Origin of the sequence: Paraburkholderia sp. PGU19, assembly GCF_013426915.1 — a bacterium.
Classification (GTDB): domain Bacteria; phylum Pseudomonadota; class Gammaproteobacteria; order Burkholderiales; family Burkholderiaceae; genus Paraburkholderia.
Genome location: NZ_AP023182.1, coordinates 1,158,496 through 1,184,433 on the forward strand (window position 1 = coordinate 1,158,496; position 25,938 = coordinate 1,184,433).

Sequence of the window (25,938 nt, forward strand, 5' to 3'; positions counted from 1 at the left end):
ATGACCCCGAGGACCACGTCGTGCTTGTCCACGCGTGCAGGTCGCAGCCGCCTACATTCCGCCAAATGGTTTTCGCACGGTCAGCTTGTTGGCTACCGACGTCACCCCTGGAACGCCCCTGGCGATCTTCTCGACCTTGTCGATCTGCGAAGCGTCCGTGACCGTGCCATTCAGCGTCACCGCGCCGTTTTTCGCGGTGACACTGATGGGATACTTCGCGTCCCCGACTATCTAGCTGGAACGCTGTCCATTCTATGCTTTGACCACGAAACGATGAGCAGCGATGCAGGCAAGTTTGTAGACATGCTTCAAAACATCGTGGCGGGACAACGGGCGATCCGCGTGTTTCGTGCTTCGTTGAATCCAAATATTTCCGTGCGCGAAGTGATAGTTAACCCGCTTCAATCCTAGAGCCGCTGTCTGGATTATCCTCAAGCGGGGTCCAACAATTCCACTCCGTAGGTACAGAGGATTCCTATGTAACGTTGGTAAAAAACCTTGTGTAAAATCGCGCCGCACTTCCGGATCAGTTGATGTTGCGTCGCTTTCGCCGATGGTTGCGGCCCGCATCCGGGGTTTTGCCGAACGCAAGCTGCTCGCCATCCAGCCACCTTTTGCAGTCGTCGGAATGGCGTACTTCTTCGGTCGGAGGTCATCGTTGCGACATGACGTCCAGGCACGGCGTCGTGCGGCGCGGACCATGTTGAAGCGCAGCGGCCGGCATGACCGAAGCTGATGGTTGAAGTCTGAGGGGGTGCAGATCGCGCGCAGCGCGCGTTATCATGGAATTCTTGCACGTTCACTGCCGAGCCCTATGTCCCTCGCCGCGTTTCCTCGAACCAAAGCCGCGTTCCTGCCGCGAGGTCGACGTCCAACCTTCTCTTCTTTGCAGGCGCGCGTGCGTGCGAGGCTGCTGATTTCCGCAGCTGTATTTTGCCTGGCAATGACCGGATGCGCGAACAATCCGCCTTCGCGCGAGGTGCATACTGCGGTCGACCCGATTCGACTGTTCCCGATGGCCGCATATGACCAGGACGTTGATCATTGGATAGACCCGTCTGGGCCCGACTACGATAAGGCGTTCCTGAACGCGGACGACCAGCGTGCCCATTTTGAAGCGCTCTATGCACGCTACTTCGGGACCGGCGCAAGCGACCCTTCGCCGTGGAACCCGGCCTATGTCGACACGCATGTGTATCGGCAAGGCGGCGGCGATATCGTCGCCTTGCAACGCCGTCGCCTTGCCTCCTTCGACAACACCGGCAAGGCAGGCAAGAACATCGGTTACGGGGAGAACTTCCAGCCTCACACCGCGGCCTGGATTGAATCCATTACGCAGAACATGGACATCGACCAGTTCGACCGCGCCCCGGGCTATACCCCCGCGCGCCGCGCGATTGCCACCGGCAACCTGCTGGTGCGCGAATTGCCGACCATGGATCCGTTTTTTTATGACCGCCACGTTGCGGGCGAGGGCTACCCGTTCGACGACCTGCAAATTTCCGCGGTAAGACCAGGCACGCCGCTTTTCGTGCTTGGGAGCAGCCTTGACGGCGGTTGGCGCTATGTGCAGACACCCGACGTACAGGGCTGGGTGCGCAGCGAGGACGTAGGCATGGTGAACGATCCGTTCGTCAGCACCTGGCGCGAAGCGACACATAATGCGTTGGGCGCGGTGACCGTGGCACTGGCAGCGGTGCGCGACAGCGAGGGTGCGTTCCGCTTTGAAGCGCCGGCGGGCAGCCTCCTGCCGATGCTTCCTGCGACCAGCTCGGGCATCCGCAACATCCTCGTGCCGGCCCGCGACGCCGATGGACGGGCCATCATCCGCACTGCACACCTCAGCGACGCGCAAATCTCGCCGATGCCGCTGAGTGCAACGCCACGCCATTTGGCGATGCTCCTCAAGTCACTGATCGGGAGACCTTATGGCTGGGGCAATACCAATCTCTATAACGACTGTTCTTCGGAGCTGCAAAGCATCTTCGCCGCATTCGGCGTGTGGTTGCCACGCCATTCGTCGACCCAGATGAGCGCCGGACACATGATCGATCTCTCCGATGCCACAACAACCGCGCGGCTCGAATACCTGACCCAACACGGAAAGCCACTGCGCACCCTGATCTATATCGGTGGCCACGTCATGCTGTACCTGGGTAACACGACCCGCGACGCCCGGGTAGTGCCTGTGATCTATCAGGACATCTGGGGCCTTCGACCGGCTGACAATAGCCGGCGCGCGGTGATCGGTGGCTCGGTGATCATGCCACTTCTCGCCCGCATCCCGGAAGATCCGACGCTGGAATCACTGGCGGGCACGCCGATTTTCCGGATCAGCATCCTCGGCGCGCCCCGCGCAGATGCAACATTTCCACCTGACGAGGACATCCCCGCGAGTTGAGCAGGCTGATGCACGGACGGACGAGAGACTCCGTTCCTCGGGTCAAGAGGGAATACCAGCGCAGCGTGAAGTTGGCTGCGCCATCTGCGGCTTCTGAACACGAATCGGCGTTGATACAAGGTAGCCCAATCTCCACGTCCTCACCACTATTGCGTCTGTCTTGAACTGAGGCCCCTTCCCTCCACCAGCATTGCACCGGCTTCAACGATACTGCGAGCCTCTCCCGCCCCCCAAGGCGCCCGGCCTGTCCCTCGCGGGCGTCAGGTTGCTCATCCCTGACCACGCCAGGGGCATCCCGTGTTGCGTACGCTTCCCTTGTCTACATGCTGTCGCCACTACCCCGGCGCAGTGACTGGCGGCACTACTTCGCTCATCCATCCAGTCATATCAACCTTCCCCGATAGGGTGTTCGGGGCGGCCTGCGCATCGACCTTTTCGAGGATTGCTCGGCGTTCACTCGCGTTAGGGCCTGCACACTCGCGCTGTCACCAATTCGTGACACGCTTCACCAGAGGCTTCAGCCACTTCGTTACCTCCATAGCTGCTCCTTATAGGTTGCTTCCGGCTGGAGCGGTCGCCGGGCGGGGCTTGCACCCGCTGGAAAGCGCCACCTTTTCACGGCGCACACCCTTTGCGGACATCGAGGAGAGTGCAACTGAACGACTGCTCCCAAGGCAGCCCGGGTCGTCAGTCGCCTTCAAGAAGCTCTTCAAGCGCAGTGATTCCCACCGGGGGATCGGCTTGCCATGGAACCACATAGACCCCGTGTTTCGACAGCGTTGCCACCCGCTCCATTTGCTTTCTTTCGCTACTCAAACGTGCCCGCAACACTGGGTCGTGAGTATCCGTGGCCAGCAATGACCGGTTGACCACCCATGCAAACGGTTCGATATCGGCCCTGCGTAGATCTTCCTGTAATGCCGCTGCCTGCGACACCGGCGTCGTTTCTGGCAACGTGACCAGGATGATCCTGGTGTAGTTAGCATCCTGCAATCGCATCAATGGTGTCACGATGCGACCGGCGGCCTTGTCCTCAAACGAGCGCACCATCTGACGATGGTAGGCGCCCGCGGCGTCCATCAGCAACAAGGAGTGACCGGTCGGAGCGGTATCCAGTACCACAAATGAACTGCCAGCCTGAGACACGACATGCGAGAAGGCATGAAACACAGCGACCTCTTCAGTACAGGGGGATCGTAGGTCCTCGATGAGTAGTGCCTTCTCGTCCTCTGTCATTTGGGGCGCGCGTGCAGCTACGATCTTGTCCACATACTTCTGGGTTTCCACTTTGGGATCGATGCGCCCCAGAGTGAGCCCCGGCACATTTCCCTGAAGGGTCATGGCCAGATGCGCCGCTGGGTCAGTGGTACTCAGGTGCACCGACTTTCCGCTGCGGACCAGTCCCAAGGCAATAGCCGACGCGATAGTTGTCTTGCCTACGCCGCCTTTGCCCATGACCATGATCAGCCCCCGCTCGGCGTGGGCCAATTCCTTGACCAATTCCGACATAGTGTGATGCGCAAAGTGAGTGGGCAAACTGCGAGGCGTATCGCTTACGCATGTCGATTCCGGGACCAGGAGGGCTCGGAGGGCAGGCAAGCCCACTGAGTCCACCGCGCGCAGAGGCACATAATCCGTAGGAAGCTGGCGCAACGGTTCCGGCATGGCTGCGAGAGCCTTCTTTCCCAAGGCATCAAATGCGTCGCCAACGCGGTCATTGACATGGTTCGCATGGAATACAGCATTCATGACCAGGCGCTGATTTACCAGCCCGAGATCTCGTAGCTCGAACGATGTACGCGCGGCCTCTTCCAATGCGCCGGTTTCTGGCCGAGCCACCAGCACGACGGTTGTCATACTCGCGTCGTTAAGTGCTGCCAAAGCCTGATTGAAGAGTTCCTCGTGCATTTTCAAGCCGGAATGCGGCCCCAGGCAGGATGCACCCCGGTCATTACCTTCAAGGAAGCCGCTCCACGCTTTGGGCAGGCTCAACAACCGCAGCGTGTGACCAGTGGGGGCTGTGTCGAATACCACATGATCAAAGTCAGAACCACGGTGAGAAAGTAAGCTGGAAAACTCGTCAAAAGTGGCGATCTCGGTGGTGCAAGCACCGGATAGCTGTTCTCTCACCGTCGCAATTTCATCGGCACTTGCCTCAGGGCCCATCTGTTCGACGACACGAGCGCGATAGTTCTCCGCTGCGACGTCTGGGTCGATATTCAGTACGAGCAGACCGACCACACCCGGTACCGAGACCGGGATATTGGTCAATTCGATACCGAGCATTTCGTCCAGATTCGACGCTGCATCGGTGCTGACCAACAAGACCTTCTTGCCGGCGTCGGCCAGCGCGATGGCAGTAGCGGTGGAAACCGAGGTCTTTCCAACTCCACCCTTTCCGGTGAAGAACAAGTACCTGGTCGGTGCATCCAGCAATGCGAGTCGTGTTGGCATGCGCTTCCCTGTTCTGATAGGTATTCAGTCATTTTGCATCGGGTTGCCAGCGCCCGAGCGTCACCGTGACAACACCGCTACGTTGTAAGTCTCTTAAAAAGACACTCTTCACTGGCAACTCGGGGATGCGGCCCGACCTGGCAGCACGTCCCAGCGCCGCTGCTCCGAGAGGCGCGAACAGACTTTTGCATGTCTTTTTCAAAGCCTCGGCCAATGTCGTCAGATCAAATTTGCTCAATACGGCGTGAATCGTCTGGAGGCTCGCACGTCCTGGCTGCTCACGGACGTCTGTCGGAATCTTGAGGCCACGAAGGGCAAAAAGTTGCTCAGATGGGCATCAACAATCACCATTCGGGCGCATCCCTTATCCGTTACGTAACAATGTCGCCGTTTATCGCAGGGATAATCCCCCGCCTCGTCTCTGCTCCGCACGATTGGTTCGAGGCCTAATTGTCCGATCATGACCGCGACGCGGTGGCATGGCACGCCCCCGACAAGATGCATCCCCATCCGCCGGACGCGTCGACAGCGGAATAGACCGCCCATGGGACAAGATGCCAGTCATGGCCGGTCTGATCGCGTCTCCGCTGGGCGCTCTCAGGAAGAACCACTACGCGTATTACAAGGTCTCAAGCGCCAGCGCTATGCCCTGTCCCCCGCCGATGCATAGCGTCACGATGCCGCGTCGGCCTCCGCCTCGCTGCATCTGGTGCAGCAATCGTGTGGTCAGTACCGCACCGCTCGCGCCGATCGGATGACCGTGCGCAATCGCCCCGCCTTCTGCATTCACAACGTCTTCCGCGAATCCCAACTCTCTTAGACACGCCAGTGCGATCGCTGCGAACGCCTCGTTGATCTCCACGCAGTCAACTTCCGCTACGGACCAACCGGCGCGCGTGAGGGCCTGCCGCACGGCGGGAATCGGCCCCAAGCCGAACAAACCCGGTTCCACGGCCCCTACGCCGTAACTGACCAGCCGTGCCACCGGCGTGAGGCCATTGCGCTCGGCCCAGCCACGTTCGGCGACAAGCATCGCAGCGGCGCCGCTGTTCAGGCCGGGCGCATTGCCGGCGGTGATGGTGCCGTCCTTGCGGAACGCCGGTTTAAGCTTGGCAAGCGATTCGGCGCTGGTGTCTGGCCGATTGTGCTCGTCGCGGCCAAAGATCGTCGGGCCCTTGCGGCCGGGCACCTCCAGGGGCGCGATCTCAGCATCGAACAGCCCAGCGGCCTGGGCATGAGCAAAGCGTTGCTGCGAACGCAGCGCCCAACGATCCTGGTCTTCCCGGGAGACGCTGCACTGACTCACAAGATCTTCGGTATGCCAGCCAGAATGCTGATCGCTGAAGGCGTCGTTGAGCCCGTCGAGCAGCATGCTGTCGAACAGCGTCACATCGCCCATTCGGGCTCCCCAGCGCCCCTGCGGCAGCAGGTAGGGGCTACGGTCCATGTTTTCCATGCCGCCCGCGATCGCGCAATCAATCATGCCGGCCCAGATTTCGGTCGCAGCACTGGCGATCGCCTGCGCGCCCGACCCGCAGACGCGGTTAACCGTGAGCGCGGGAACCGCGACCGGCAATCCGCCGGCGATACCGGCCTGTCGCGCCGGATTCATCTTCACGCCTGCCTGAATGACATTTCCCATGACCAGCGACTGCACTTTGTCGGCCGGCAATCCGGCGCGCTTGAGGCTTTCGCGGATAACGGCAGCGCCCAGCGCTGGCGCCGGCATGTCCTTGAGTGCTCCTCCATAGGTGCCTATCGCGGTGCGTACCGGGCTGCACAAAACGGCTTCGAGGTTGCTCATGCCTTTGCTCCTGACAGGAATGACGCGTGAATCACGTGGCACGGCGGATCGTGCCTGGCAATGCGTATCCGGGTGCGGGGTTTGTCGAACACCGCCCCGTATTTCTCCACGTTCAGATGCAGCGATTCCGTTACCGATGGTTCTCGTCAGCGTCGACAACAATCTTGTCCCCGATTGATTCGAGACGTGGGGACTCTCCTGACGGACTGACACCGCGTACGTGTCCGTTGACTGGCGGCGCCTCATTGCATCGAATCGGTACGTGGCTGGGCCCCGTCACGGTGAAGTGTCTCGCTCTTGCATCAGACGGCCTTCCATGATGCCTAGGGAAGTTCGATTCATCTTGACCTGTGTCAATGCGTGTACCCTTGCCGGCGGGCAAGCTGACACGATGATAGGGTCGTGCCACAGCATCTACGGAAGAGTAGGGAGACTGACTTGAAAGATATCGACCGGGAAATCGACGGACTGTGGAAACGGATCAATCTCATGCAGGCGCAGGCGGACGCGATGATGACCGTACTTCAGGCTGCAATGCCGGCTGTAGGAGACTCGCCGACGTTTGCGGCAGCAGTCCATGAGATCTTCGATGCGAGGATGGCCAATCGGCTCTGTCGGGGCGTCGATGAAGAGTTCGTCAACGAGTATATTACCTCCCTTAGAGCGATCGTGCCAAAGCACCTTTCAGTCACGCTAACGCTGTGACCCCAGAGGTATAGCCTTTTTGCCTGAGGCCAGACGTGAGCGTGGCGCCGGCGAGAAACATCAATGCATGTTCAGCGCGCGATGCGGGAATTGGCCGGTCGTGAGAGTGCATTCGAGGAAGGTGCCCAGTGCGTCGGCGTCTCCGCTAGCTTAAATACCCCCTGAGCGTCGCCTTCAGGCCTCGGGCAATGCAGGATGCGCTCGCGTGGTGATCGCAGTGTCAGGCGCTCCGCGCGTGCCCCGCTTCGCATCAGTTGCCGGGAAGGATCTGGATCCAGTCGATTGCAAAGGACGAGTCGCGTTGCCAGCGCGCAAGCACGACCTCCGCGGGCAGAACCAGCAAAGCGGCCCGCTTCGGCGCAAAACGCGTCGCAGTGGTGGCGCGTGCTGAACAGGCTCGCTTCGCCGACGAAGTCACCCGCTTCGGCGCTCTGCAGCGTGATCGTTTCACCGCGTGCTTCATCTCGTCGCAGCAATATCCGGCCTGCCTGAACCCGGTAAATCGCTTGTGCTCGCTGACCACGGCGAAAGACATACGCCTGTGCGTGGTACGGGACAGCACCACGCGGAGCCAGTCGCAACGCCGGAGGCAACGAGGATGGAAGGCTGACACCCGGCGTAGCGCCAGGCGCACCGGCCGTGTCAGCGGACTGCCTCTTCACCGTAGACGCCTTATTCTGGCGTCGCGGCGCCACTTGCATGGTGCGGCATCGTGTCTGGACCGTGTCCCGCCATGGCGTCATGACCGTGGTCGGAAAGCTGGGCGTCAAACCACTGGTGCAGCGCGACCACCAGCCAAGGCTGAACGGTCCGGTAGGCAATTTCGCCACCGTTGGGCAGGGCGCGGTAACGGATTTTCAACTCCCCCGGCTTCGCAGCGCGCAGGGCCGCCAGACCGGGCATATCCTCGCCGTGGATATGTTCCGGTCCCTCGAAGTCGCCGGCGGCGAACTGCTGCGCGATCATCGCCAGGTGCTGGCGAATTAGCGCAGCCTGTTCGGCATCGTTGCGCTTGGTCACGACCTGCTGGATGCCGCCGTCGGCGGTCTTCGTAAAGATGTGAGTGGTCGGCGCGAGGGAAAACGGCATAACCTCAGTTCCCCGCTGGGCAATCTTTCCCTGCCGCGCGGTCACCTCGGCAATCGCGGAGGAGCAGAAGATTCCTGCCGCGACGGAAGCTGCAAGCATGAAGGCGGATGCGATGCGCGTCACGGATGTTCCCGGTCATGAATGGGCGTGCATGGATGCGGCGACTGCGAGGATTGCTTTCTTTGGGCCGCGTCTTGCCGAACGCTTGACCGTTATCTCGTAGGCGGGAAAACAGCAAGGCGAACCTTCTGGCTATCGAGTACGATGTGCGCGACGATCAGCCAGGGACGCACGTCGTTCGCCTCTATCAGGCGTCGGCTGGTCTTATCACCGACCTTATCCAACGACGATTTCGGCATCTTTCGAGCGTGAATGCGAAGACCATCGCTAGAGTGAAGTCGTGCACCATCACGTCGCCGTTGTCCTGACAGTGCCCATCGCATTTTAATGTTTTCTGGGGACTTGCTGTAAGCATTATTAGACAAAGTCGGTGCTGTACCTGATCGGCAATCCTGACTAGCCGCTATCAAACATTTCTGTTTGCACAAATCGGATTTACCTACTTCCGGTAATAAACGCCACTGCGCATCGCATGTGTCGATTCGCACGTGCATCACGCGCTTCGCGCGCATGATCAGCCGGTTTAAGTCTCGTTTAATCCATCCTGCCTAGATTGAAGACACGAAGACGCCGTGAGCAGGAACGGCATGCCGCTCGAATCGCGCGTCAGAAAAGCAATGCCGCGTCATCAAGGCTTTTGCCTTCACGGTGGAGATCATCATGAACTCATTCACTAAGACAGGGCTTCTTGCCATCACGCTCGTGCTCTCGCAGTCTGCGAATGTCGCCTTCGCCGCGACATCAAGCCTGCCGCCGATTCAGCATCAAGGCAACGTCGTCTATCTGTCGGGCGGCATCGGCAGCGATCAGTCGGCCGCGCTCAAGGACGAAATGCACAAGTACCCGCTGGTGCTCGAATTCGCGGGCAAGACACATCAAGGGAATGAATACCTTGCGGACGTCCTGGTGAATATCACCGACATGCACGGCGCGACATTGCTGGATACCACTTCGCAGGGCCCGTTCATGCTGGCCTCGCTGCCGAACGGACGCTACAGGGTGACCGCCAGCTATGAAGGCCATACGCAGCAGCGCGTCGTCGATGTCACGCTCATGACGCACATTCGCATACTGTTCCTGTGGCCGACCCAGACGCCGCAGGCGGCCGGGAGCACGACGTGAACGCAATCGCCGACGCGCCCATCGACGAGGCGCGGCGCCGATGGTTGATCGCGACAACAGTAGCAGGCGGTATTGCGGGCGTCGCAGTCGTGACGCCGTTCGCGCAATCGTTCAGGCCACCCGCGTCCGCGGTGGCCGCGGGCGCGCCCGTAACGGTCGATATCGGTCATGTCCAGCCCGGCGACATGATGACGGCAGCGTGGCGCGGCATGCCCATCTTCATCCCCAACCGGACGGATTCGATGCTCGCCGCTGTGCGCGCCGCCGATCCGTTCGTCGCGGATCCTCATAGCGAACGGCCATTTTCGATGCCGCTGCCGGCGTACTGCAACAACGCGTACCGTTCGCGCACCGAACGCAGAAACCTGCTCGTCATGGTCGGCGTCTGCACGCATCTGGGATGCACCCCGAGTCCGCGTTTTCAGCCAGGCCCGCAGCCCAATCTGCCTGATGACTGGCCCGGTGGCTTTCTCTGTCCATGTCACGGTTCCACCTATGATCTTGCAGGGCGCGTGTTTAAGGACAAACCCGCGCCGCAAAATCTCGACGTGCCGCGTTACCGCTACGCGAGCACGAATAGCGTCGTGATCGGCGAGGACGAGCATGGTCGGGCGTAACAGGAGTCAATGCTCAACTTTCGACAACCATTTGCATGGGACAGGAGTAAGCGCTAACGCGCCAACTCGCGTCGACATAGGAGACAGGATCATGCGAACCCTATTGATGATCGTTACCTTATCCGCGCTCTGCGCGTCGTCGGTTGCGCGTGCGCAGTCGACGCTGATCATTCATCCGTCACCGCTCAGATGCGAGAACCTGCTGTCGATGGCGAATCACGGCATGCCTGTTCTCCTGAATCGGGTGGCGAGTACGAACAGGCAGGTTGTCACGACGGATAATGCGCTCGTCATCGACGCCGAAGCGCCCGCCGGCCTGATCGTCGATGAATGCAGCAAGACACCAAAGGTGACATTCGCCAGCGAAATCGCACGCAGAAGCGACTCCGTGCACTTCGACAACAGTACATACCATTGATGTGCGAACGCCGTTCTTTAAAAGTTTCGTTGTTCAATCAACCGTGAACTATCTTGCCCGCCGGTGAGGCGCACTGCGGCCAGCGTCTCCGACCGGACCCAATCCCGACCGTCGCTATCGACGGGTTGAATCCGCAGAGCGCAGCGGTCCCTACGGTCGGTAGCTCAAAGGCTAGACCTCGGCCATTGCTGACACTCAGGTATCGGCATCTGCGAGACGGCTACAGCGGCTTTGCGTGATCAAGGCCCGGGCAGGAACTCGACGTCTCCGTACCAGGCGCGTGTCGTCGTACCAGTATTGTCGGTATCGGTCAGCAGCCCGTAGCCGGTGATTCGTCCTGGTGGTTCGTGAAAGACCCGTTCGTAGTCTTGCACGATATTGCGGCGCAGGCTTTGCCACTGCCCCGCGTCGCCGGACAGACCGGAGACCACGATCATCTGTACGCGGTCCGTGTGAGGGTTGGCAATGACAGTGCCTGGCGCGGCGGTGGTCGACCAGATATACATCAGCGTGGCATAGGGCAACTCCTCGCCACCCAGGCGCTTTGCCACGTCCATCTTGGCTCGGTCGAAAAACGATAGCTTGCTTTTGTCGCCGTCAAATAAGAACACCAGTCGCGCTGGCGCGTCTTCCTTTGATCCGACGCGGTTGTCGGCGCCCTCGATCGGTCTTTCTGCTTTCCAGCGCCATGCCACGACGGGTGTGCGGCCGAGGTCGATATTACCCTCGTGCATCAGCGCAGAAGCAGAGCGGTTCGCGTCCGCCTGCAGGACGGTGGTGTGGCCGTCGTAAACAAGCGTGTATTGCGTCATGGGTTTGCCATGCGCGACCGGCAGGTTCTTCCAGCCCGCGGGCATCGGTGCGCCGGGCTTGATCGTGGAAAAGGCAATGCCCGGCTTTTCGTCCTGAGCAAAGAGGACTGGCGGCAACAGAAGGAGCGCGACGCACACGGTGATCCAGACTGGCCGGGCTGTTCGCTTTCGTGCCCGACGAATCGAGAGAAGATGCATGGCTGGTCACATTCGTCTTTTGGCTAGCGTCCATTGTAGTCGCCTTAACTGACGGTATTTCAGAGGGACCTTTACGACCGCGGTTAGGCTCTGTTGATTTGAAAGCTGGACCGCGAATCTGAAGCACAAGACCCGACCCTGCCTAAACACGACAAATCGCGCATCTCGAAACGATGCAGATTGCCAGTGATCGTGTCCGGTTGATGGACGACAGGGGCTTCATCGGCCTTACGGAAAGCTTTACATAGGGCCGATGAAGGAACGATCGCCTTTGAGAGTCGGATGACCGGAAACCGGGGGAAGCCGACTCGTGAACGTCCAACCGACGACGCATGTGAACGGCGGATTGTGGCCCGGGTTCGGCCTGATGGAATACCACGTGCGCTGACACCACGGTGTTCGACGAGCGCACCGATCACTGGCTCGCATTTCAGAGGCCACGCCTATGATCCGCACGACCACGACGACATGTTGGTCGGCTACACCGAGCAAGGCGTGCAACGCTTTCAGTGCCATCGGTCATTGCACACGTGCGTGCCCGGCCGGGCGATCCTGATCGAGCCCGGCGCGCTGCATGACGGTCATGCGCCGGAGGCCGGCGGCTTCACGTACGCGATGTGTAACTGCCGCAAGACTGGATTGAGCATGCGGCGCGCGAACTGAATCTTCCAGGCCTGCGCGGCGTCGAGGCGGCCTTTAGCCATATGCTGGTGGATAATCGCTACCTCGTCGCTGTGATTCAGGCGGCATTTCTCGCCATTTATCGGCCAACCGATGCTCGTGTTCGCCGCCGATCTGTCCAGCCTGGAGGCCACACATCGGCAGACACTCTCGCGCGATCTCGACATCGTGCCGTACGTGCATGCCATGTTTTCGACCGGACACGATGCGGCAAATCGCGACGTATTCGTGCTCAGGACGCAACCAAACTCGATTTCGTGAGCCTCGCGCCGCATGGCGGCAGGAAAGCCCTGGACAAGGCGGTGACGGGACTGGCTCTGCATATCTGATTCGGGCTTAGGTGCGGCTCCGAATCCCCTATCAGCGAACTCGCGCCTTGCTCGCCCATATCGATTTCCATCGACGCCTGATTCAGGTAATACGTTATATAACTCTTGCTTCTCTGGCGGAGCCTATCGGTTGTCTCCGCCGACGCCGTGCGTTTAAGCCTCAACGGTCTTCGACGCACGGTCTTTCGGCGATCGGCCAGGCAGGAGGCGGGAACCCGTTTACGCCGTTTCTTTGATACATGTGGCCAGAAATAGAACCTGCTAATCACCTCCGAAATAAAGCTGCTTCATTTCCTCTGTGGTAGCTGGGCGACTGATAGCGCGAGAGCCGGATGCCGATGTGCCCGACGTCACCCCGCCATAAGCGGTTGCACCGCTTTGGCTCGATACGCGCGCCTCTGCCGCCTGGATATCCGCCGGATAATTCGGATTTTCTCCTTTGCCCGGGTCATAGCCGGCTTGCTCCAGCTGCTGTAGCTCAGCGCGTACTTGCGCACGCGTGGTTGTCGCATCCGTCTGAGAGAGTGCGGCGACTGGCAGCGCAAGCGCCGACACCGCGGCGATCGCCATAGCAATTGATCTCATGGGGGACCTCCTTATGGATGCCAGGGTCGCGTAATACGGATACATGGCTCGATCACTGGCAACCGAAGTCTAGGAGGCCAAGCCTTCAACTTCGATACAACCGTGAGCGCTCGTAGCGCGCGACGCTAGCCGTATATGAAAGACGATCACAGGACAAGGAAATCGCATGTTTCAACACGATATGCGTGCACGAAACCGGCGCGGTTCGTCTAGGCCCAAGCAAGTTCGATGAGTGCTTGCGGAAGCGATCCGCGGCCCGTCGTGCGCGAAACGCTCCAAAGTCTTGATATGCGCGTGGTCTCTTTCTTACTGACTTGTCATGCTTGAAAGGCGGCTGTTCGATTGCCCAAATAGTCGCAGAGTCGGATACGAAGTTTCATCGCGCTAATGTGACTTCTATAGAGCGACCAATTGCCCTGACGCTGGATTTCCGCTATCGACGGGTCGATAAAGAACAAAAGCACCTCTCCGAAACGTCCATTATTCCTGCTGGTTTCGGGAGTGACTTCAACAAAAAGAACCTGGATTGTTATTTGGGTGTTTCCAAACGCGATAGCAGCAGTCTTGTGGCGTGTTCCATCCAACACATGAAATTCGATGTGCTTGGTTTGGCGAAAGCCAGAAGGCGTTGATGTGGGAACGCTGGCGTAAAGGCGAGTCGCTGCAGCACATCGCCTAGCTATTTAACCGCAAGCATTCGTCGGTACAGGGAATTCTGGCGCAAACTGGAGGGATCCAGCCTGCGCCACGCCGGCGATCCAGGCTGGCGAACTGCCGCAGGAACTGTATAAATCGCTGACCTGGGATCGGGAAACAGAGATGGCGGACCTATGGGCTAAGCTCGTTTTCTGTCTCGACAGGGGAGCGTTTTTTGGGGGCTGGATTGGTATTGGCATTCGGCGCCCCACATTTCTCCAAGACCGCTATGGCTTTTTTAGCGAGCGCAACCGTTTCGTCGCATGCGGCAGGGTCGCTGGCGATTGCCACGCATCCGCCGCCGTTATTGATGCGCGCCAATGCGTTGCGTGCCTTCATGAGGGCTGCTTCCGGAGAACCGCTGTCCGAAATTAGCGCTGCTACATTAAATGCGCTTCCGGCCGGGGTGACGACCCAGTTTGGACAAGGGGATTTCGCTCGGGCAACGATGGCAACGAAGATTAAGAAAAGGCCAGCGGCTGGCCATCGGCGGAGCCATGACTTGCGTATAAGAATCATGGGGATTCTCAGGATGCGTCGACGCGTGGTAGTGAGGAAATGATAGTGAAATTAATGTGTTAGTAACAAGTAATGCATTCACTATACTCGAACAGGATCATTAAACTGTCAGCCCGTCATCCTGGGGATGTTGCCGGCCCACCTCATCGGCTACACTCATTGGAGGACGACATGATGCCAAGACACTTACAAATGGGCTTCATCGGGCGCTTTCTGGTGCTAGCGGTGTACGCAATTGCAATGTCAATTGGTCTCCCGACCATGAGTCGTGCACAGTCACCGGCGAACGTGAAGGAAGCTATGGCATTGCTGAAGGCAAAAACGGCCAAATTGGGCGCGCCGGGGATCAAAGGAGAGGATGCTGTTGCCGGCAAATAGATCCCGGCTTTGTACTTTGGTACGACGAAAATGAACAACAACTTTACGGTGGTCGATGAGGTCAAGCAGGAGAAGGGTGGGACTGCCACGTTATTTGTGAAGAGCGGCGATGACTTCGTTCGGGTTGCAACAAACGTGCAAAAAGACGACGGGTTGCGGGCAATTGGCACTGTCCTTGATCCTAAAGGAAAGCCTTCGCGGCGGTGGGGCCTACTATGGCGAAGCCGACATCCTAGGAAAGCCCTATATAACGGGCTATCAACCGATACATGACGCCGTTGGGGCCGTCGTCGGTATCTACTACGTCGGCTACCCCAAGATCCAGTGAGTCGTGGTAAGCGACATGGCGCTTCGTATCCCGCATAAGCAATCGCGGTTCAGTCCAGTCATATGGGAAGCCTGCACCGGATCGGCGGACATAGGGCGGACACGGACGAAAATGAGAGGGTTGCTATAACCGCTTCCGAGGCACAACCGACCTCGGTATGTCCGCCCACGTGTGCGACCGAAAGGCAGGAACTGGGCCGACTGCTGCCCGACGCGGTCGGCAGGACTCGACCCCGGAACTGCCCTTGAACCCAGCGCAGACTAGGCGGCGACTTTCAAGGTAGAACGGCCACCCGGCCCCTACTGTTTCTCTGGCAACTCGTCGACCGTTGCGGTCATTTCAGACCCGTCCGCGGCTGTCGTTTCCGAGCGTCAGCTTTCAGGAAATGCAGTCGGCGGTAATCGACCCCGCACCGGCCGCTCAGTCTAACCCGAACAATCGGTTTTTCCTTCGTCGCTGGGTTGGCGGTTATCCCGCGGCGACGCCTTCTCATTTTCGAATTTGCGCCCCCCTGCCTTGTGTTATCAGCGCCGAGTCCCGCAGGATGCCGCAGCCGCGCACTTGCATCGACGTGTGGCAATCGGCGCGCAGCGTCCTGAGTTCCCGCTCGCGCCTGGCGAGGTTGCGCCGCTGCCCGCGTACGTTGCTGATGTGCTCGTCAAGCAGCACGTCCACCTCGCCGCAATTGGCATCAGGCGCCTCCGTCAACTTCAAGAGCCGCCGTATCTCGGTCAGGCTCATGCCCAGCGACCGGCACCGCCGAATGAAACCTAGCCGCGCCACCGTCTCTGAGCCGTAGCGCCGGTAATTCGAGTCAGATCGATCGGGCTTTTCGATGAGCCCCTTCTGCTCATAGTAGCGAATGGTCGCAACTGGGACATCCACAATCTTTGCCAGATCGCCGATACGCATGGGATTGACCCTCAAGTGCCTTCATGGTTTTCAATTTAGATATCCAACGCGACCTGCGGCTTGATCTGAGTCAGCGGTTTCAACGACAAACCAGTCAGAATCGACTTGACAGCGAGACGCGGTTGACGCGATTGGGTGGACGCCAATTGTATTGGGGAGATTGATGATGCCATGCGAATGCCGACGAACTGCAACGAGCAGACCGGCCGAAATCCGGCCCAACGAACCCGAGTCGCATGAAGCCGTGCCGACACCTGCCGGAGAACGCCATACCGAATCCGGTTGCGGCCGCACTGGCCCGGCCGAAACTGGACCGAAGGCTTGGGAGCAGCCCAAATCGGCGTGTTGTTCCTGCTGCGGCTAACCGCGCAGACGGCTCGCGCGAGGACGCGAAGTTCCCTCGCGGGTACAAATGGAGTAAGCCGTGGGGCAAGACGAAACTGCCGCATTGAGCGCCGCTGCGCTAAGCGTTGTTCGTGACGAGTTCGCGAAAGCCATCGCCGCGACCAAATGCCATCGATGTGGGTGCTTGCGGCGCACCATCGAGGCGCTGGAGAAAGCTACTCCCGTCGTTGTGGAACTGGTGCCGGTGCTCGATAACGCTCGCCGCGTGCTGGTGCCGCAGAAGTACGAGTGCCTCGGCTGCGAGATCTGTTTTCCGGCGCGTGCCGCTAATGCATTCGCCGAGGCGTTTCCGCAGGCGCCGCCAGAAGCAGCGCTTTGTCCTGTCGAGGCGCCCGAAGAACGCAGCGGCTGGCCGCCCCTGCCAGGTGATTACTCTGTCGTCAGGTACGGGGCGTCCGTAGCCGTATGCACGCTAAACAGCGAGAGTCTCGCAAAGGAACTCGCGCACTCCGCACCTGATGGGCTCGCCATTGCCGGCACGATGCATACCGAGAATCTGGGCATAGAGCGTGTCATTCGCAACGTGCTGGCCAATTCCAACATTCGATTTCTGGTCCTGTGCGGCGAGGATTCCCGGCAGTCGATTGGCCATTTGCCGGGACAATCGATGGAGAGCCTGTTCGCCAATGGTCTTGACGACAAGCAGCGTATCGCCGGTGCGAAGGGGAAACGCCCATACTTGAAGAATGTTGGGCCGCAGCACATCCGGGTCTTCAAGGAACAGGTGCAGCTTGTTTCGTTGATTGGCGAGCAGGATGCTGCCCGTATCGGTCAAGTCATTGTGGACTGCCACGCTCAGGGGCTGCCACCGTTTGATGGGACCGTGACTGACGTTTCCGTTAAAACCGTGCAAGCCAGGGAGCCGCAGTTTTTCAAGTCCGACCCGGCCGGTTTCTTCATCGTCTACCCAGACCGTCGCGTACACGAGCTGGTGGTTGAGCATTACACGAACGCGGGCGTCCTTGATTGCGTCGTGGAGGGATCGACGCCTACAGCCGTCTATGCGGAAATCGTGAAGCTAGCGCTTGTGAGTCAACTGGATCACGCCGCCTATCTTGGGCGCGAGCTCTCAATTGCGGAACGCTGCCTCCAGACGAGCGAGTCTTATGTTCAGGATCGGGCGCCCGGCGAGCCAATGCTCACACACGAAGCCACCAAGACGGATAGCTGCGGCCCACCAGTACGCCATACCATTGGATGACGCCGACAGAAAACGTTTTCCGTAGTCGGTGAATCACCGCAAGTGGCAAGGTCCAGTCCGACCCGGATCCGGCCGAACACTGAACATTCGCCGGCACCGTCTTGCTGTCACAAACGGCCGATCGGCCGGAGCAACAATCGCCCGTCAGCAGTGGGACCCTTGGCTATTCATTCTGCTGGCATAGGCCTAAGGATGCAGCTAGTCACAGTCGGACGTGACCGGGCCGTCAATTCATGTGACCTTGCGCTACGTCACGAAGATGCGCTTAGGAACAGCTCAAAGTGCAAGTGCGGGTAATTCAGTACGACTTCTGGACCGAGGAGGTTTTATGAGCGGCATTCCCACATTCAAGGAAGCAGTTGCAGATGTGTCTGCGCATATGCGCCAACTGCGCACGACACAGCCTGATCTGATGACGGCCTTCGGGCTGCTGGCGGCTGCCGGCACAAGAGAGGGTGCATTGAACAAAAAGACGCGCGAACTGGTGGCGCTCGGTATCGCGGTCGCTTGCCGCTGCGACGACTGCATTGGTTTTCATGTGCAGACGCTTGCCCGTCTCGGTATCACACGAGCGGAACTGGAGGACGTATTGGGTACAGCCGTGTATATGGGAGGTGGACCTTCGATGATGTACGCGACGCACGCCATGGCGGCTTTTGATGAATTCTCTTCCTGATGCATTTTTGATTCGACGATGACCGATGGGGTTCCGTCTCCCGATGATTGTCTGGCGCTACATTAAGGAAATGCCCCGGTCGCCATACCCGGGGCTCTTGAATGAGGCCGGCAGGCCGCTCTCTTCGAAATGACTAGGCTGCCGAAACAGACGGTGGGCGTCGTACTGCCGACGGACTATGCGTTCAATCCGGACCGCACGTCGATTTTCATTTCGATGGGCGTGACGTTCATTTCTCACGCGCACAACGCGTTCCCGTCACGAGCAGAGAAGATCGGTATCCTGCTCTACTTGTGCCGCTGGTTATCGATGGGCGCGGCGGCCGTGGCGGCTCGTCGACGACAACGTCGACGGGCGTAATGCCCGGCCTACGCAGACGTCGCGCAAATGCGTGCGAACAAAGCAATCCTCGCACGCCACCGCAAACGACCGTGTTTGCGCTGCCCAATGTCGACCGCGCGGCGAAGCACCCGACGGCTGCCTACACGGACCACAACCTCGCGTTCGGCGTGTATGTCGATGCACAAAGCGCGTCCTACGAAACGCATCGATGGGGCGAGGCTGCGCGAGTCGCTCGCCGAACAGCCTGTCAGTTTGCAGGCGTTGCTCGGCAGCGCGATCGCCGAAGCCTGCTCCTCCAATCGAACCTTCACTGAATTTCACGCGAAATAACCTCATGCGACTCTTTGAGTGTCGCCTCCTCCATCGCGGCCGTAATCACGCTCTCATGTGCATCCACATATGCAGACGTCCCAGCGTCGGCCGCGAATGGATCTTCCCTCACGAGGCCGTTAACGGAACGTTAAGGATCGCCACCTAGGATGGAGTTAACCACGACGAATTTCCCTTCGCGTCACCGTCGCGATAGGGAGGTAGATATGAAATCCGCAATAGTTGCGGCCGCGCTTTCCGCTACCCTTCCACTTCCGTCGATGTCATTCGCTCAGAATTCAGACGGACTGGTAACTCGTCAACAGGTGATCAATGAACTTGTTCAGCTTAGACAGGCGGGTTACAAGCTCTCACGAGCACAATATCCCGACAACATCCAGGCCGCCGAAAGACGCATCGCCGCACAGCGTGACGGGGCGACGAGCGCATCGAGTACCACCGCAACCGTGGATCGCAGATCTGGCAATCAGGCAGCAGCCAATGACGCGATCCAGCGACACAGTGGCTTGAATGGCGCAGTTTCCTCCGTTGGCGGATCCATGAGCGGAACCTCTGTGTCCGGATCCCACGCTTCCGCAAGTGGCTGGCAGGTGATGTTCACCCACCATTGACGTCGACACTGTCAAGTAAGCCGGTAAGCAGACTAACGATCGAAGCTGCAGATAGGCGACGAATACAGGATGAATTCCGCGGCGACAGTTGCACCTTAACGCAGCTTAACCTCAGTACAACCAGTCTAAACGGTGCACTGTCTGATCAGCTCCAAAGATGATGTTGCGCCTACCGTTGGCACAGGAAATGTAGACAACAGAATCGGCGAGCATCGCGCCCCTTGACTGGGGGCGCGATGCTCGCCGATCACATGGGTGCACACCAGGTCGCGCCGGGTGGGGTCCACGCCCTCCCGTGTGGCAATGACCGAGGCCATTTCCAGTCACCGAGCGATGAGCCAGTGTGCTTCATCCAAGCAGTTGTGATTGGATAGTTGCCGCTGCGACGGAGGAGATACTCCGTTTCATTCGTATGAGCGGCCGCTTCCTGGAATCAGCAAGTTATTGGAGGCCGGATGGTGTCACAAGCCGTTCCCGTCCTGCCTCCCGTCGACTAGCGTATAGGCAAAGGCAACCCGACGCGCACACCGAAGCCCTTACCATCGGTTCCGCCCGTGTACTCCAGCTTCCCGCGCAATTGGGCCACGATGCGAGCGACGATTGACAGGCCCAACCCGCTTCCTTTCTCGACGTGGTTCGCGCCACGAAAGAAGCGGTCGTGCAGGCGTGACAGGTTCTCCTTCGCGACACCAGGGCCGTCGTCTCGCACCTCTAAAAATATCGTGTCGGCGTCGCGCCAGGTCGCGATTTCTATGCGCCCCCGCACGCGCCCGTATTTGATTGCATTGTCGACGAGATTGTCAAGCAGTATCCGCACCAGCGCCGGCGACGCACACACGGTGGTCGCTCCATCGGCCCGCAGCGTCAGCGACATCTGCTTGTGGTCCGCATGGGCATGCTGGTCGACGATGCATGCTTTGGCCATGTCCGCGAGATCAACCCGCGCACTGGGAAGCGGCGTGCTTTCCTCAAGCCGCGCCAGCGCGAGCAACTGGTCGGCCAGGTGCGTGCTTCGGTCCACGGCTTCCACCACGCGCTGCATGGCGCGACGCTGACGTTCCGGATCACCCGCGGTGAGCGCGACTTGTGCCTGGACCTTGATCGCGGCGAGCGGGGTCTTGAGTTCGTGCGCCGCGTCGCCGGTAAACGCGCGCTCGCGATCGAGCGACCGGCGCAGACGTTGCAACAGCGTATTGAGCGCAGCGACGAGCGGAAAAACCTCGTCGGGAACGCCCTTGACCGCGATGGCATCGAGACTGTCGGGGGATCGCGCCTCGATCGCCTCCGACAGCGTGCGCAAGGGTGTCAGGCTCCTGCCGATCGCAAACCAGACCAGCATGGCCAGCACGGGCAACGCGAACGCGAGTGGGCGGGCGATGCGCTGCGCGACCATCGAGGATAGCTCTGAGCGATGCGTGCGCTGCTCGAAGATTCTCACGGTACGGCCGCGCGCAGCATCGCCAAGCACGTAGACGCGCCACTTCGCATCGTCGACCCGCAGCAGGCCGGATGCGTCGGCCGGACGTGCCGGCAGGCCGAGCGAGGACAGGCCGGTGCTGGCGGCCAGTACCCGTCCGTCTGCAGCAGTTACCTCGTACAGCAGCCGCATTGACGCATCGTTGTCTCCGTCGTCGTCGCGAGGCGTGAGGCTCGCGCCTGCAAAAACCGGCAGATCGCGCACGTCGAGCACGAGTAGCGCACGGGCAACCTGTTCGATACGTGTTTCGTCCCATTCCTCGACTTCATGGATTGCCTGGTGATAGCTCGAATATAACGAGTACAACCACACCAGCACGATGCCAGACAATACCAGCAAGGTCAGCCGTCGCCGGATCGACCGCGTCACGTTGCCTTCTCCACCACATACCCGACGCCGCGGATCGTCCGGATCAGCTGGGCACCCAACTTCTTGCGCAGGTTCGAGATATGCACCTCGATCGCATTGCTTTCGATCTCCTCGTTCCAGCCGTAAAGGCTGTCCTGGAGACGCGTGCGGGAAAGAGGACGGCCCTGATTCGCCAGCAGTTCGACCAGCAATGCGCACTCGCGCGAGCTGAGCGCGATGCGCTCGCTTCCACGCATGACCGTCAGGCGCCCGGGATCAACCAGCAGGTCGCCGTATTCAATCGTGTCGGTGCTTCGGCCCTGCGAGCGCCTCACGAGCGCGCGACAGCGCGCGACCAGTTCCGTCAGGTCGAACGGCTTGCCGAGATAGTCATCAGCGCCGGCGCTCAGACCGCTCACCCGGTCGGCGACGGTGTCGCGCGCGGTCATGACAAGCACGGGAGTATGGTCACGGCGCTTGCGAATCCAGTCGAGCAGTTCGGTCCCCGACATGCGGGGCAGCCCTAGATCGAGTACGACCAGGTCGTATGGCGTGGTTTCCAGCGCCAGTTGTGCCTGCTTGCCGTCGCACGCCCAGTCGACCGTCATGCCCGCCTCGATCAGGCCGTCTTCCACGCCGCTGCCAATCAGCCTGTCGTCCTCGACGAGTAATACGCGCATCGTGTCGTGCTCCTGTTCGTTCCGGCAAAGCGTCCCTGGCGGCAACGATACCCGTTTAAGCAGACGTGTATCAAGCCCGTCCGCCGGCATGGGTGGTCGTTAAGATTCCGTTAACCTGACCTGCCTATTCTCGCGGGCATTCACTGTCCTTACAGGATCAATGCCCATGGCGCTGCTGCCGCTCCACCCCCATTTCCGCACGTTACTGTGCGTCTCGCTGCTTGTCGTCGCGCCGCTGGCCCATGCGGGCGAGATCAAGACACTGATGAAGGACATGAAGCTGGCCATGCAGGGCGCGATGTCCAGTACCACGATGCCCGAACTGCGCGGCTACGTGGCCAGACTCGAAAGCGACGCGCAGCGCCTAAGCCGTCAGCCTTATCGCGGCGACCAATCCACCTACGACGAAGGCATGCAGGCGCTGCAGCAGGAACTGGCCGAGGTCGACCGTGCAATCCAGGCAGACGACATGGACGCCGCCAAGCGCGCATTGCGCCGGATTAACGGTACGAGGAAGCATTATCACGACCTGCTGGGCTGACAAGCCTGAAACGCGTTTGCACAGGAATCCCGTACATGAAACACACGTCCCGCTACCCCTTCTCGATCAGCTTGCTGCACTGGCTGCTGGCGGTCGCGCTGATTGGCAATCTGATCATCGGCTGGATGCTCGACGACAACGAGGATCTGCTCACACTCCACAAGTCGATCGGCATCGTCATCCTCTTTCTGGTCTCGGTCCGCGTCGCGAACCGGTTGCGCATGCGGCGTCGGCTGCCGCCCTCGACCAACCGGGCCGGTACGCCGGCTTACCTCGCCGAGAAGGTCGTTCATCACCTCCTCTACGTGTTGATGCTCGTCATTCCGCTGCTCGGTTGGCTGAAGACCAATGCGGCCGGACACGTGGCAAGTTGCTTCGGACTCTTCTCGCTGCCAACGCTGGTATCGAAAAGCCGCGAGCTGTCGCACTGGTTGGGGGAGCTGCATGCGCTGACGGCCTACGGGCTGGCTGCACTGGTCGGGTTGCACGTGTTGGGGGCGCTCGCGGTACTCAAGTCGGAAAACATTCTTCCCCGGATACTGCCTTTGCCCAGGCGCGTCGAACGGAAGATGTCAACGAGCGAGCGAGGTTAAGCCGTGGGTGCGGCCCTCAAGTCAAACACCGCCGGCAAAGCAGCTGGCGGAACGCGGCGCACTCAGGAACTCGCAATGGCTGCTCGCTGCCTGTCTCGAAGGTAGCGGTACTCGTGCCATGTGAGCGCGATAATGACGATGTCCAGAGCTGTTACAAGCAGCAACCACACCGATTGCGTGAATGTGTATCGGTAGACCTGATACGAGATGAACAGGCCGAAAACGATAATCGAGACGGGGTAATACCAAAGCCGCTGTCGCAAGAGGCCGACGATCAGCCAGAGCTTTATCATGCCGTGCCCGACCAGGTAGATTGCAGCGAATTTCTGGGCACCGATGGACAGGTGCTGGACGGTATGGAGGAGAAAGTTGCCTACGAGATCGTAAGGATCTTCGGCGAATTCCTCCCTGGTAACCCAAAGCACGACGGTTAAAAAAAATCGCAGCGGAACACAGTACGTGGCAACGCCGGCGACGATTTCCGAAAGTGCGAAGACAGCTTTAGACCACAGGCTCACCTCAAAGAACAGATGGAGATGCTTGTCGTCAAGAAACCTGTTCAGGTTGACCACAGTAATTTCCTCAATTGATCACACAGGCAGTTGCAGTAGCCTCGTTCATACGCCTCTCACGATTCGTGGTAATCGCGCACGGGATGGGCGCCGTGAGGCTACCTGGATTGCCCTCGAAACGCGATTTCATAGTGGCACGAATCATCCGGAAGGACGAATTGCTGCGGCATCCGTTCATTCCGAATTTTCGACCGCCGACTCCAGAATGGTCCGGCTTCTGTTCGGTTTCATCCGAAATGGCTTTTCATGTTCGCCGAAAATCCGCAGTCGATCACAAATTCGCTTTCGCACGGAATCATGGCCGCAACTAAAAAGCGAGCCCGGACAAGGTCCGGGCCCAAAATAGGTGGTCGTTGAATACGGCCGAGACAGAAGTGACGCCGCGGCGACGCACAATTGAACAACGACCACCCGCGTGGCCAAGGCAGATTCCATTTCACAGGAAGCAAGGAGTCAACCGGTGGTCAGGCTACTCTCACGCCGCCTTTGTATCGCCAGGATTGACATTGCTAACTCGTTTCAGGCCGGTAACGGCTACACTCAAGCCGGCCCTGTCCTGCCTGTTACGGATCAGCAATTCGGCACGACATTTCGTTGCAACCTTGACTGCAATCGCAAGCCCGAGCCCACTCCCCGTCCCCGAGGTGTTCCCCGCACGGTAAAACCGGTCGCGCACACGGTCGAGCTCCACCTCTGGTATCCCCGGCCCCGTGTCGACGACCTCCACGTCGACCGTATCGACTTCGATAACCAATCGGACGTCTACCCTGCCTCCTTGCGGCGTGTACCGAATGGCGTTGTCCACCAGGTTCGTCAGCATTGATCCCAGGGATGTCTCATCGCCTGCGACGTAAAGAGAATCAGACCCAGTTTCGATTCGTACGCGCTCAAGACCCAGATCGATTTCCTTCTGTTCAGCGAGTACCGACAGATCGGCAACAACCTGAGATGCGAGTCTGGCAAGGTTTGCACGAGGCTTTCCGTTACTCGTGGCTGCGTCTTCCCGGGCAAGCGACAGCAGCTGTTGAACGAGATGTATGGCACGGTTTGTTCGTTCCTCCAGCTTCTGGAAGAGCGAGCCAGTTTCAATACTTCGATTTTCACGACGTGCGACCTGAATCTGAAGCTTCAACGCTGTCAACGGGGTTCGCAATTCGTGGGCAGCGTCCGCAACGAACACTCGTTGCGCCTGGACTGCCTTGGCCAGTCGGGACAAAAGGTCGTTTAGTGCGCTAACCAGAGGAGCTATTTCCGTCGGAATATCATCGGCCAGGTCGACGGGAGTCAACGTCTCCAGGGAGCGCGCTGCGAGAGACGTCGACAGTCGCTGTACGGGTCGCAACGCCCGCCTTACTACGAGCAATACCAGAGCGATCTCGAGTGGGACTATTCCAAGTAATGGCCAGAGCGTTCTGGACGCCACCTGCAACGCGAGCTCATCGCGTACCGAAACTGGTTGCCCCACCTGAACGAACCGCGAAGCCTGTTCGACACCAAAAACCCGGAAGTGACGCTCTGTCACCTCGATATCATGAAAACCAGGCCCTCGGCGCGGAAGTGGTGAGCCCGAATGCGAGTAGTAAGCCAGTTTGCCGCCACCATCCCATACCTGAAGTTCAACACGGTCATCCCCAATCCGGTCGATATCGTGGGGTTCCGCGTTCGCGATGCTCGCATAAGACAGAGACTGCGGCAACGACACGGCGACGGAGCGAAGCTCGTAGTCAAACAGTTCGTTCGCTTCTTCCAACGCGCTACGAAAAATCCCATACCCCGCGACGATGCTCACCACCCCCAGTCCAACAAGCAACCCGGCGAGTAGCTGTGACCGTACGGACTTCACGCATCCTCCGCAAAGCATACCGCTAATGGTTGATCGTCTTACAGTGTATGGCCCATGTCAGGCAGGACATCTGTTAGCGTCGATTTTTCCAGTATCAGGCCAGGAAGCTTAAGATGCGCTTAACTTAACGGGTGCAACAACATCCCAGACT

Annotated in this window: 28 protein-coding genes and 4 pseudogenes; 18 read left to right on the top strand and 14 right to left on the bottom strand. The window is 59.4% G+C overall.

Going from position 1 to position 25,938, the window contains the following annotated elements:
• Window positions 1–51: 51 nt before the first annotated feature.
• A pseudogene (locus H1204_RS45690) lies at window positions 52–207 on the bottom strand (BON domain-containing protein); the annotation flags it as partial.
• A 607-nt stretch (window positions 208–814) separates the two neighbouring features.
• On the opposite strand from H1204_RS45690, the gene H1204_RS45695 reads away from it, so the two are divergent.
• A complete protein-coding gene (locus H1204_RS45695; RefSeq protein ID WP_180735528.1) occupies window positions 815–2,401 on the top strand; it encodes an SH3 domain-containing C40 family peptidase in 1,587 nt (528 codons plus the stop codon).
• 687 nt (window positions 2,402–3,088) lie between these two features.
• Here the strand turns inward: H1204_RS45695 and arsA are convergent.
• From arsA to H1204_RS45710, 3 genes are all read right to left on the bottom strand, one after another.
• Window positions 3,089–4,855 carry an arsenical pump-driving ATPase gene (arsA, locus tag H1204_RS45700; RefSeq protein WP_180735529.1) on the bottom strand — a complete coding sequence of 589 codons (1,767 nt, stop codon included), beginning with the start codon at window positions 4,853–4,855 and terminating at the stop codon, window positions 3,089–3,091.
• A gap of 28 nt (window positions 4,856–4,883) precedes the next feature.
• Window positions 4,884–5,093, bottom strand: coding sequence for a hypothetical protein (locus tag H1204_RS45705; protein ID WP_180735530.1), 210 nt, complete (start codon window positions 5,091–5,093; stop codon window positions 4,884–4,886).
• Between the two features lie 381 nt (window positions 5,094–5,474).
• Window positions 5,475–6,659 (bottom strand): thiolase family protein, encoded by a 1,185-nt coding sequence (locus H1204_RS45710; protein ID WP_180735531.1) that lies wholly within the window; start codon window positions 6,657–6,659, stop codon window positions 5,475–5,477.
• A 438-nt stretch (window positions 6,660–7,097) separates the two neighbouring features.
• Here H1204_RS45710 and H1204_RS45715 point away from each other — a divergent pair, with 438 nt between their 5' ends.
• Window positions 7,098–7,364: a hypothetical protein gene (locus H1204_RS45715; RefSeq protein ID WP_180735532.1), complete on the top strand. Its 267-nt coding sequence runs from the start codon at window positions 7,098–7,100 to the stop codon at window positions 7,362–7,364.
• 250 nt (window positions 7,365–7,614) lie between these two features.
• On the opposite strand, the gene H1204_RS52265 is transcribed toward H1204_RS45715, so the two are convergent.
• Window positions 7,615–7,899 (bottom strand): hypothetical protein, encoded by a 285-nt coding sequence (locus H1204_RS52265; protein WP_243469032.1) that lies wholly within the window; start codon window positions 7,897–7,899, stop codon window positions 7,615–7,617.
• Window positions 7,900–8,036: 137 nt separating this feature from the next.
• Window positions 8,037–8,552, bottom strand: a complete 516-nt coding sequence (locus H1204_RS45725) for an aspartate carbamoyltransferase (protein ID WP_180736341.1) — start codon at window positions 8,550–8,552, stop codon at window positions 8,037–8,039.
• Between the two features lie 681 nt (window positions 8,553–9,233).
• Here H1204_RS45725 and H1204_RS45730 point away from each other — a divergent pair.
• The 3 genes from H1204_RS45730 to H1204_RS45740 all read left to right on the top strand — a co-directional run bounded on the left by H1204_RS45730 (window position 9,234) and on the right by H1204_RS45740 (window position 10,730).
• A complete protein-coding gene (locus H1204_RS45730) occupies window positions 9,234–9,695 on the top strand; it encodes a carboxypeptidase-like regulatory domain-containing protein (RefSeq protein WP_180735534.1) in 462 nt (153 codons plus the stop codon).
• Window positions 9,692–10,312, top strand: a complete 621-nt coding sequence (gene petA, locus H1204_RS45735) for a ubiquinol-cytochrome c reductase iron-sulfur subunit (RefSeq protein WP_180735535.1) — start codon at window positions 9,692–9,694, stop codon at window positions 10,310–10,312. Before H1204_RS45730 ends, petA begins: the two co-directional genes overlap by 4 nt.
• Before the next feature lie 91 nt (window positions 10,313–10,403).
• Entirely contained in the window at window positions 10,404–10,730 is a 327-nt protein-coding gene (locus H1204_RS45740) for a hypothetical protein (protein ID WP_180735536.1), read from the top strand.
• A 239-nt stretch (window positions 10,731–10,969) separates the two neighbouring features.
• Here the strand turns inward: H1204_RS45740 and H1204_RS45745 are convergent, their stop codons facing one another.
• Window positions 10,970–11,740 carry a DUF3047 domain-containing protein gene (locus tag H1204_RS45745; RefSeq protein WP_180735537.1) on the bottom strand — a complete coding sequence of 257 codons (771 nt, stop codon included), beginning with the start codon at window positions 11,738–11,740 and terminating at the stop codon, window positions 10,970–10,972.
• A 282-nt stretch (window positions 11,741–12,022) separates the two neighbouring features.
• On the opposite strand from H1204_RS45745, the pseudogene H1204_RS45750 reads away from it, so the two are divergent.
• Together H1204_RS45750 and H1204_RS45755 are read left to right on the top strand one after the other, a co-directional pair.
• Window positions 12,023–12,504, top strand: a pseudogene (locus H1204_RS45750) (AraC family ligand binding domain-containing protein); the annotation flags it as partial.
• Window positions 12,503–12,750, top strand: a pseudogene (locus H1204_RS45755) (DUF2000 family protein); the annotation flags it as partial. The pseudogenes H1204_RS45750 and H1204_RS45755, both read left to right, overlap by 2 nt.
• Before the next feature lie 261 nt (window positions 12,751–13,011).
• Here H1204_RS45755 and H1204_RS45760 read toward each other — a convergent pair.
• A complete protein-coding gene (locus tag H1204_RS45760) occupies window positions 13,012–13,335 on the bottom strand; it encodes a DUF4148 domain-containing protein (protein ID WP_180735538.1) in 324 nt (107 codons plus the stop codon).
• Window positions 13,336–13,658: 323 nt separating this feature from the next.
• Between H1204_RS45760 and H1204_RS45765 the strand changes: the two genes are divergently transcribed.
• Window positions 13,659–13,967 carry a hypothetical protein gene (locus H1204_RS45765; protein ID WP_180735214.1) on the top strand — a complete coding sequence of 103 codons (309 nt, stop codon included), beginning with the start codon at window positions 13,659–13,661 and terminating at the stop codon, window positions 13,965–13,967.
• Window positions 13,967–14,095: pseudogene (locus H1204_RS45770) on the top strand (IS30 family transposase); the annotation flags it as partial. The gene H1204_RS45765 and the pseudogene H1204_RS45770, both read left to right, overlap by 1 nt.
• A gap of 68 nt (window positions 14,096–14,163) precedes the next feature.
• Here H1204_RS45770 and H1204_RS45775 read toward each other — a convergent pair.
• Window positions 14,164–14,370 carry a hypothetical protein gene (locus tag H1204_RS45775; RefSeq protein ID WP_180735539.1) on the bottom strand — a complete coding sequence of 69 codons (207 nt, stop codon included), beginning with the start codon at window positions 14,368–14,370 and terminating at the stop codon, window positions 14,164–14,166.
• 351 nt (window positions 14,371–14,721) lie between these two features.
• Between H1204_RS45775 and H1204_RS52270 the strand changes: the two genes are divergently transcribed.
• The 3 genes from H1204_RS52270 to H1204_RS52835 are packed head-to-tail and all read left to right on the top strand — an operon-like array spanning window position 14,722 to window position 15,256.
• Complete coding sequence (locus H1204_RS52270) at window positions 14,722–14,928, top strand: hypothetical protein (protein WP_243469033.1); 207 nt, start codon at window positions 14,722–14,724, stop codon at window positions 14,926–14,928.
• 30 nt (window positions 14,929–14,958) lie between these two features.
• A complete protein-coding gene (locus H1204_RS45780; RefSeq protein WP_274608271.1) occupies window positions 14,959–15,201 on the top strand; it encodes a Cache 3/Cache 2 fusion domain-containing protein in 243 nt (80 codons plus the stop codon).
• On the top strand, window positions 15,158–15,256 hold the full coding sequence (locus tag H1204_RS52835; protein ID WP_346015803.1) for a cache domain-containing protein: 99 nt from the start codon (window positions 15,158–15,160) through the stop codon (window positions 15,254–15,256). Before H1204_RS45780 ends, H1204_RS52835 begins: the two co-directional genes overlap by 44 nt.
• 489 nt (window positions 15,257–15,745) lie before the next feature.
• Here H1204_RS52835 and H1204_RS45785 read toward each other — a convergent pair whose 3' ends face one another.
• A complete protein-coding gene (locus tag H1204_RS45785) occupies window positions 15,746–16,168 on the bottom strand; it encodes a MerR family transcriptional regulator (protein WP_180735540.1) in 423 nt (140 codons plus the stop codon).
• Window positions 16,169–16,592: 424 nt separating this feature from the next.
• On the opposite strand from H1204_RS45785, the gene H1204_RS45790 reads away from it, so the two are divergent.
• The 4 genes from H1204_RS45790 to H1204_RS45805 all read left to right on the top strand — a co-directional run bounded on the left by H1204_RS45790 (window position 16,593) and on the right by H1204_RS45805 (window position 19,733).
• A complete protein-coding gene (locus tag H1204_RS45790) occupies window positions 16,593–17,774 on the top strand; it encodes a DUF4346 domain-containing protein (RefSeq protein WP_243469034.1) in 1,182 nt (393 codons plus the stop codon).
• A gap of 328 nt (window positions 17,775–18,102) precedes the next feature.
• Window positions 18,103–18,450 (top strand): carboxymuconolactone decarboxylase family protein, encoded by a 348-nt coding sequence (locus H1204_RS45795; RefSeq protein WP_180735541.1) that lies wholly within the window; start codon window positions 18,103–18,105, stop codon window positions 18,448–18,450.
• A 129-nt stretch (window positions 18,451–18,579) separates the two neighbouring features.
• Window positions 18,580–18,810, top strand: coding sequence for a hypothetical protein (locus tag H1204_RS45800; RefSeq protein ID WP_180735542.1), 231 nt, complete (start codon window positions 18,580–18,582; stop codon window positions 18,808–18,810).
• Between the two features lie 518 nt (window positions 18,811–19,328).
• Window positions 19,329–19,733, top strand: coding sequence for a DUF4148 domain-containing protein (locus tag H1204_RS45805; protein ID WP_180735543.1), 405 nt, complete (start codon window positions 19,329–19,331; stop codon window positions 19,731–19,733).
• 493 nt (window positions 19,734–20,226) lie between these two features.
• Here the strand turns inward: H1204_RS45805 and H1204_RS45810 are convergent, their stop codons facing one another.
• Window positions 20,227–21,579, bottom strand: a complete 1,353-nt coding sequence (locus H1204_RS45810) for an ATP-binding protein (RefSeq protein WP_180735544.1) — start codon at window positions 21,577–21,579, stop codon at window positions 20,227–20,229.
• Window positions 21,576–22,238, bottom strand: coding sequence for a response regulator transcription factor (locus H1204_RS45815; protein ID WP_180735545.1), 663 nt, complete (start codon window positions 22,236–22,238; stop codon window positions 21,576–21,578). Before H1204_RS45815 ends, H1204_RS45810 begins: the two co-directional genes overlap by 4 nt.
• 166 nt (window positions 22,239–22,404) lie before the next feature.
• On the opposite strand from H1204_RS45815, the gene H1204_RS45820 reads away from it, so the two are divergent.
• Together H1204_RS45820 and H1204_RS45825 are read left to right on the top strand one after the other, a co-directional pair.
• The gene (locus H1204_RS45820) at window positions 22,405–22,779 is read left to right on the top strand and encodes a cytochrome b562 (protein ID WP_180735546.1); all 375 of its coding nucleotides are present in this window, start codon (window positions 22,405–22,407) and stop codon (window positions 22,777–22,779) included.
• Between the two features lie 35 nt (window positions 22,780–22,814).
• Window positions 22,815–23,372 (top strand): cytochrome b/b6 domain-containing protein, encoded by a 558-nt coding sequence (locus H1204_RS45825; RefSeq protein ID WP_180735547.1) that lies wholly within the window; start codon window positions 22,815–22,817, stop codon window positions 23,370–23,372.
• A 62-nt stretch (window positions 23,373–23,434) separates the two neighbouring features.
• Here H1204_RS45825 and H1204_RS45830 read toward each other — a convergent pair whose 3' ends face one another.
• Window positions 23,435–23,944 carry a DUF2127 domain-containing protein gene (locus H1204_RS45830; protein ID WP_180735548.1) on the bottom strand — a complete coding sequence of 170 codons (510 nt, stop codon included), beginning with the start codon at window positions 23,942–23,944 and terminating at the stop codon, window positions 23,435–23,437.
• A 475-nt stretch (window positions 23,945–24,419) separates the two neighbouring features.
• Window positions 24,420–25,733, bottom strand: a complete 1,314-nt coding sequence (locus H1204_RS45835; protein ID WP_346015785.1) for an ATP-binding protein — start codon at window positions 25,731–25,733, stop codon at window positions 24,420–24,422.
• Window positions 25,734–25,938 lie beyond the last annotated feature (205 nt).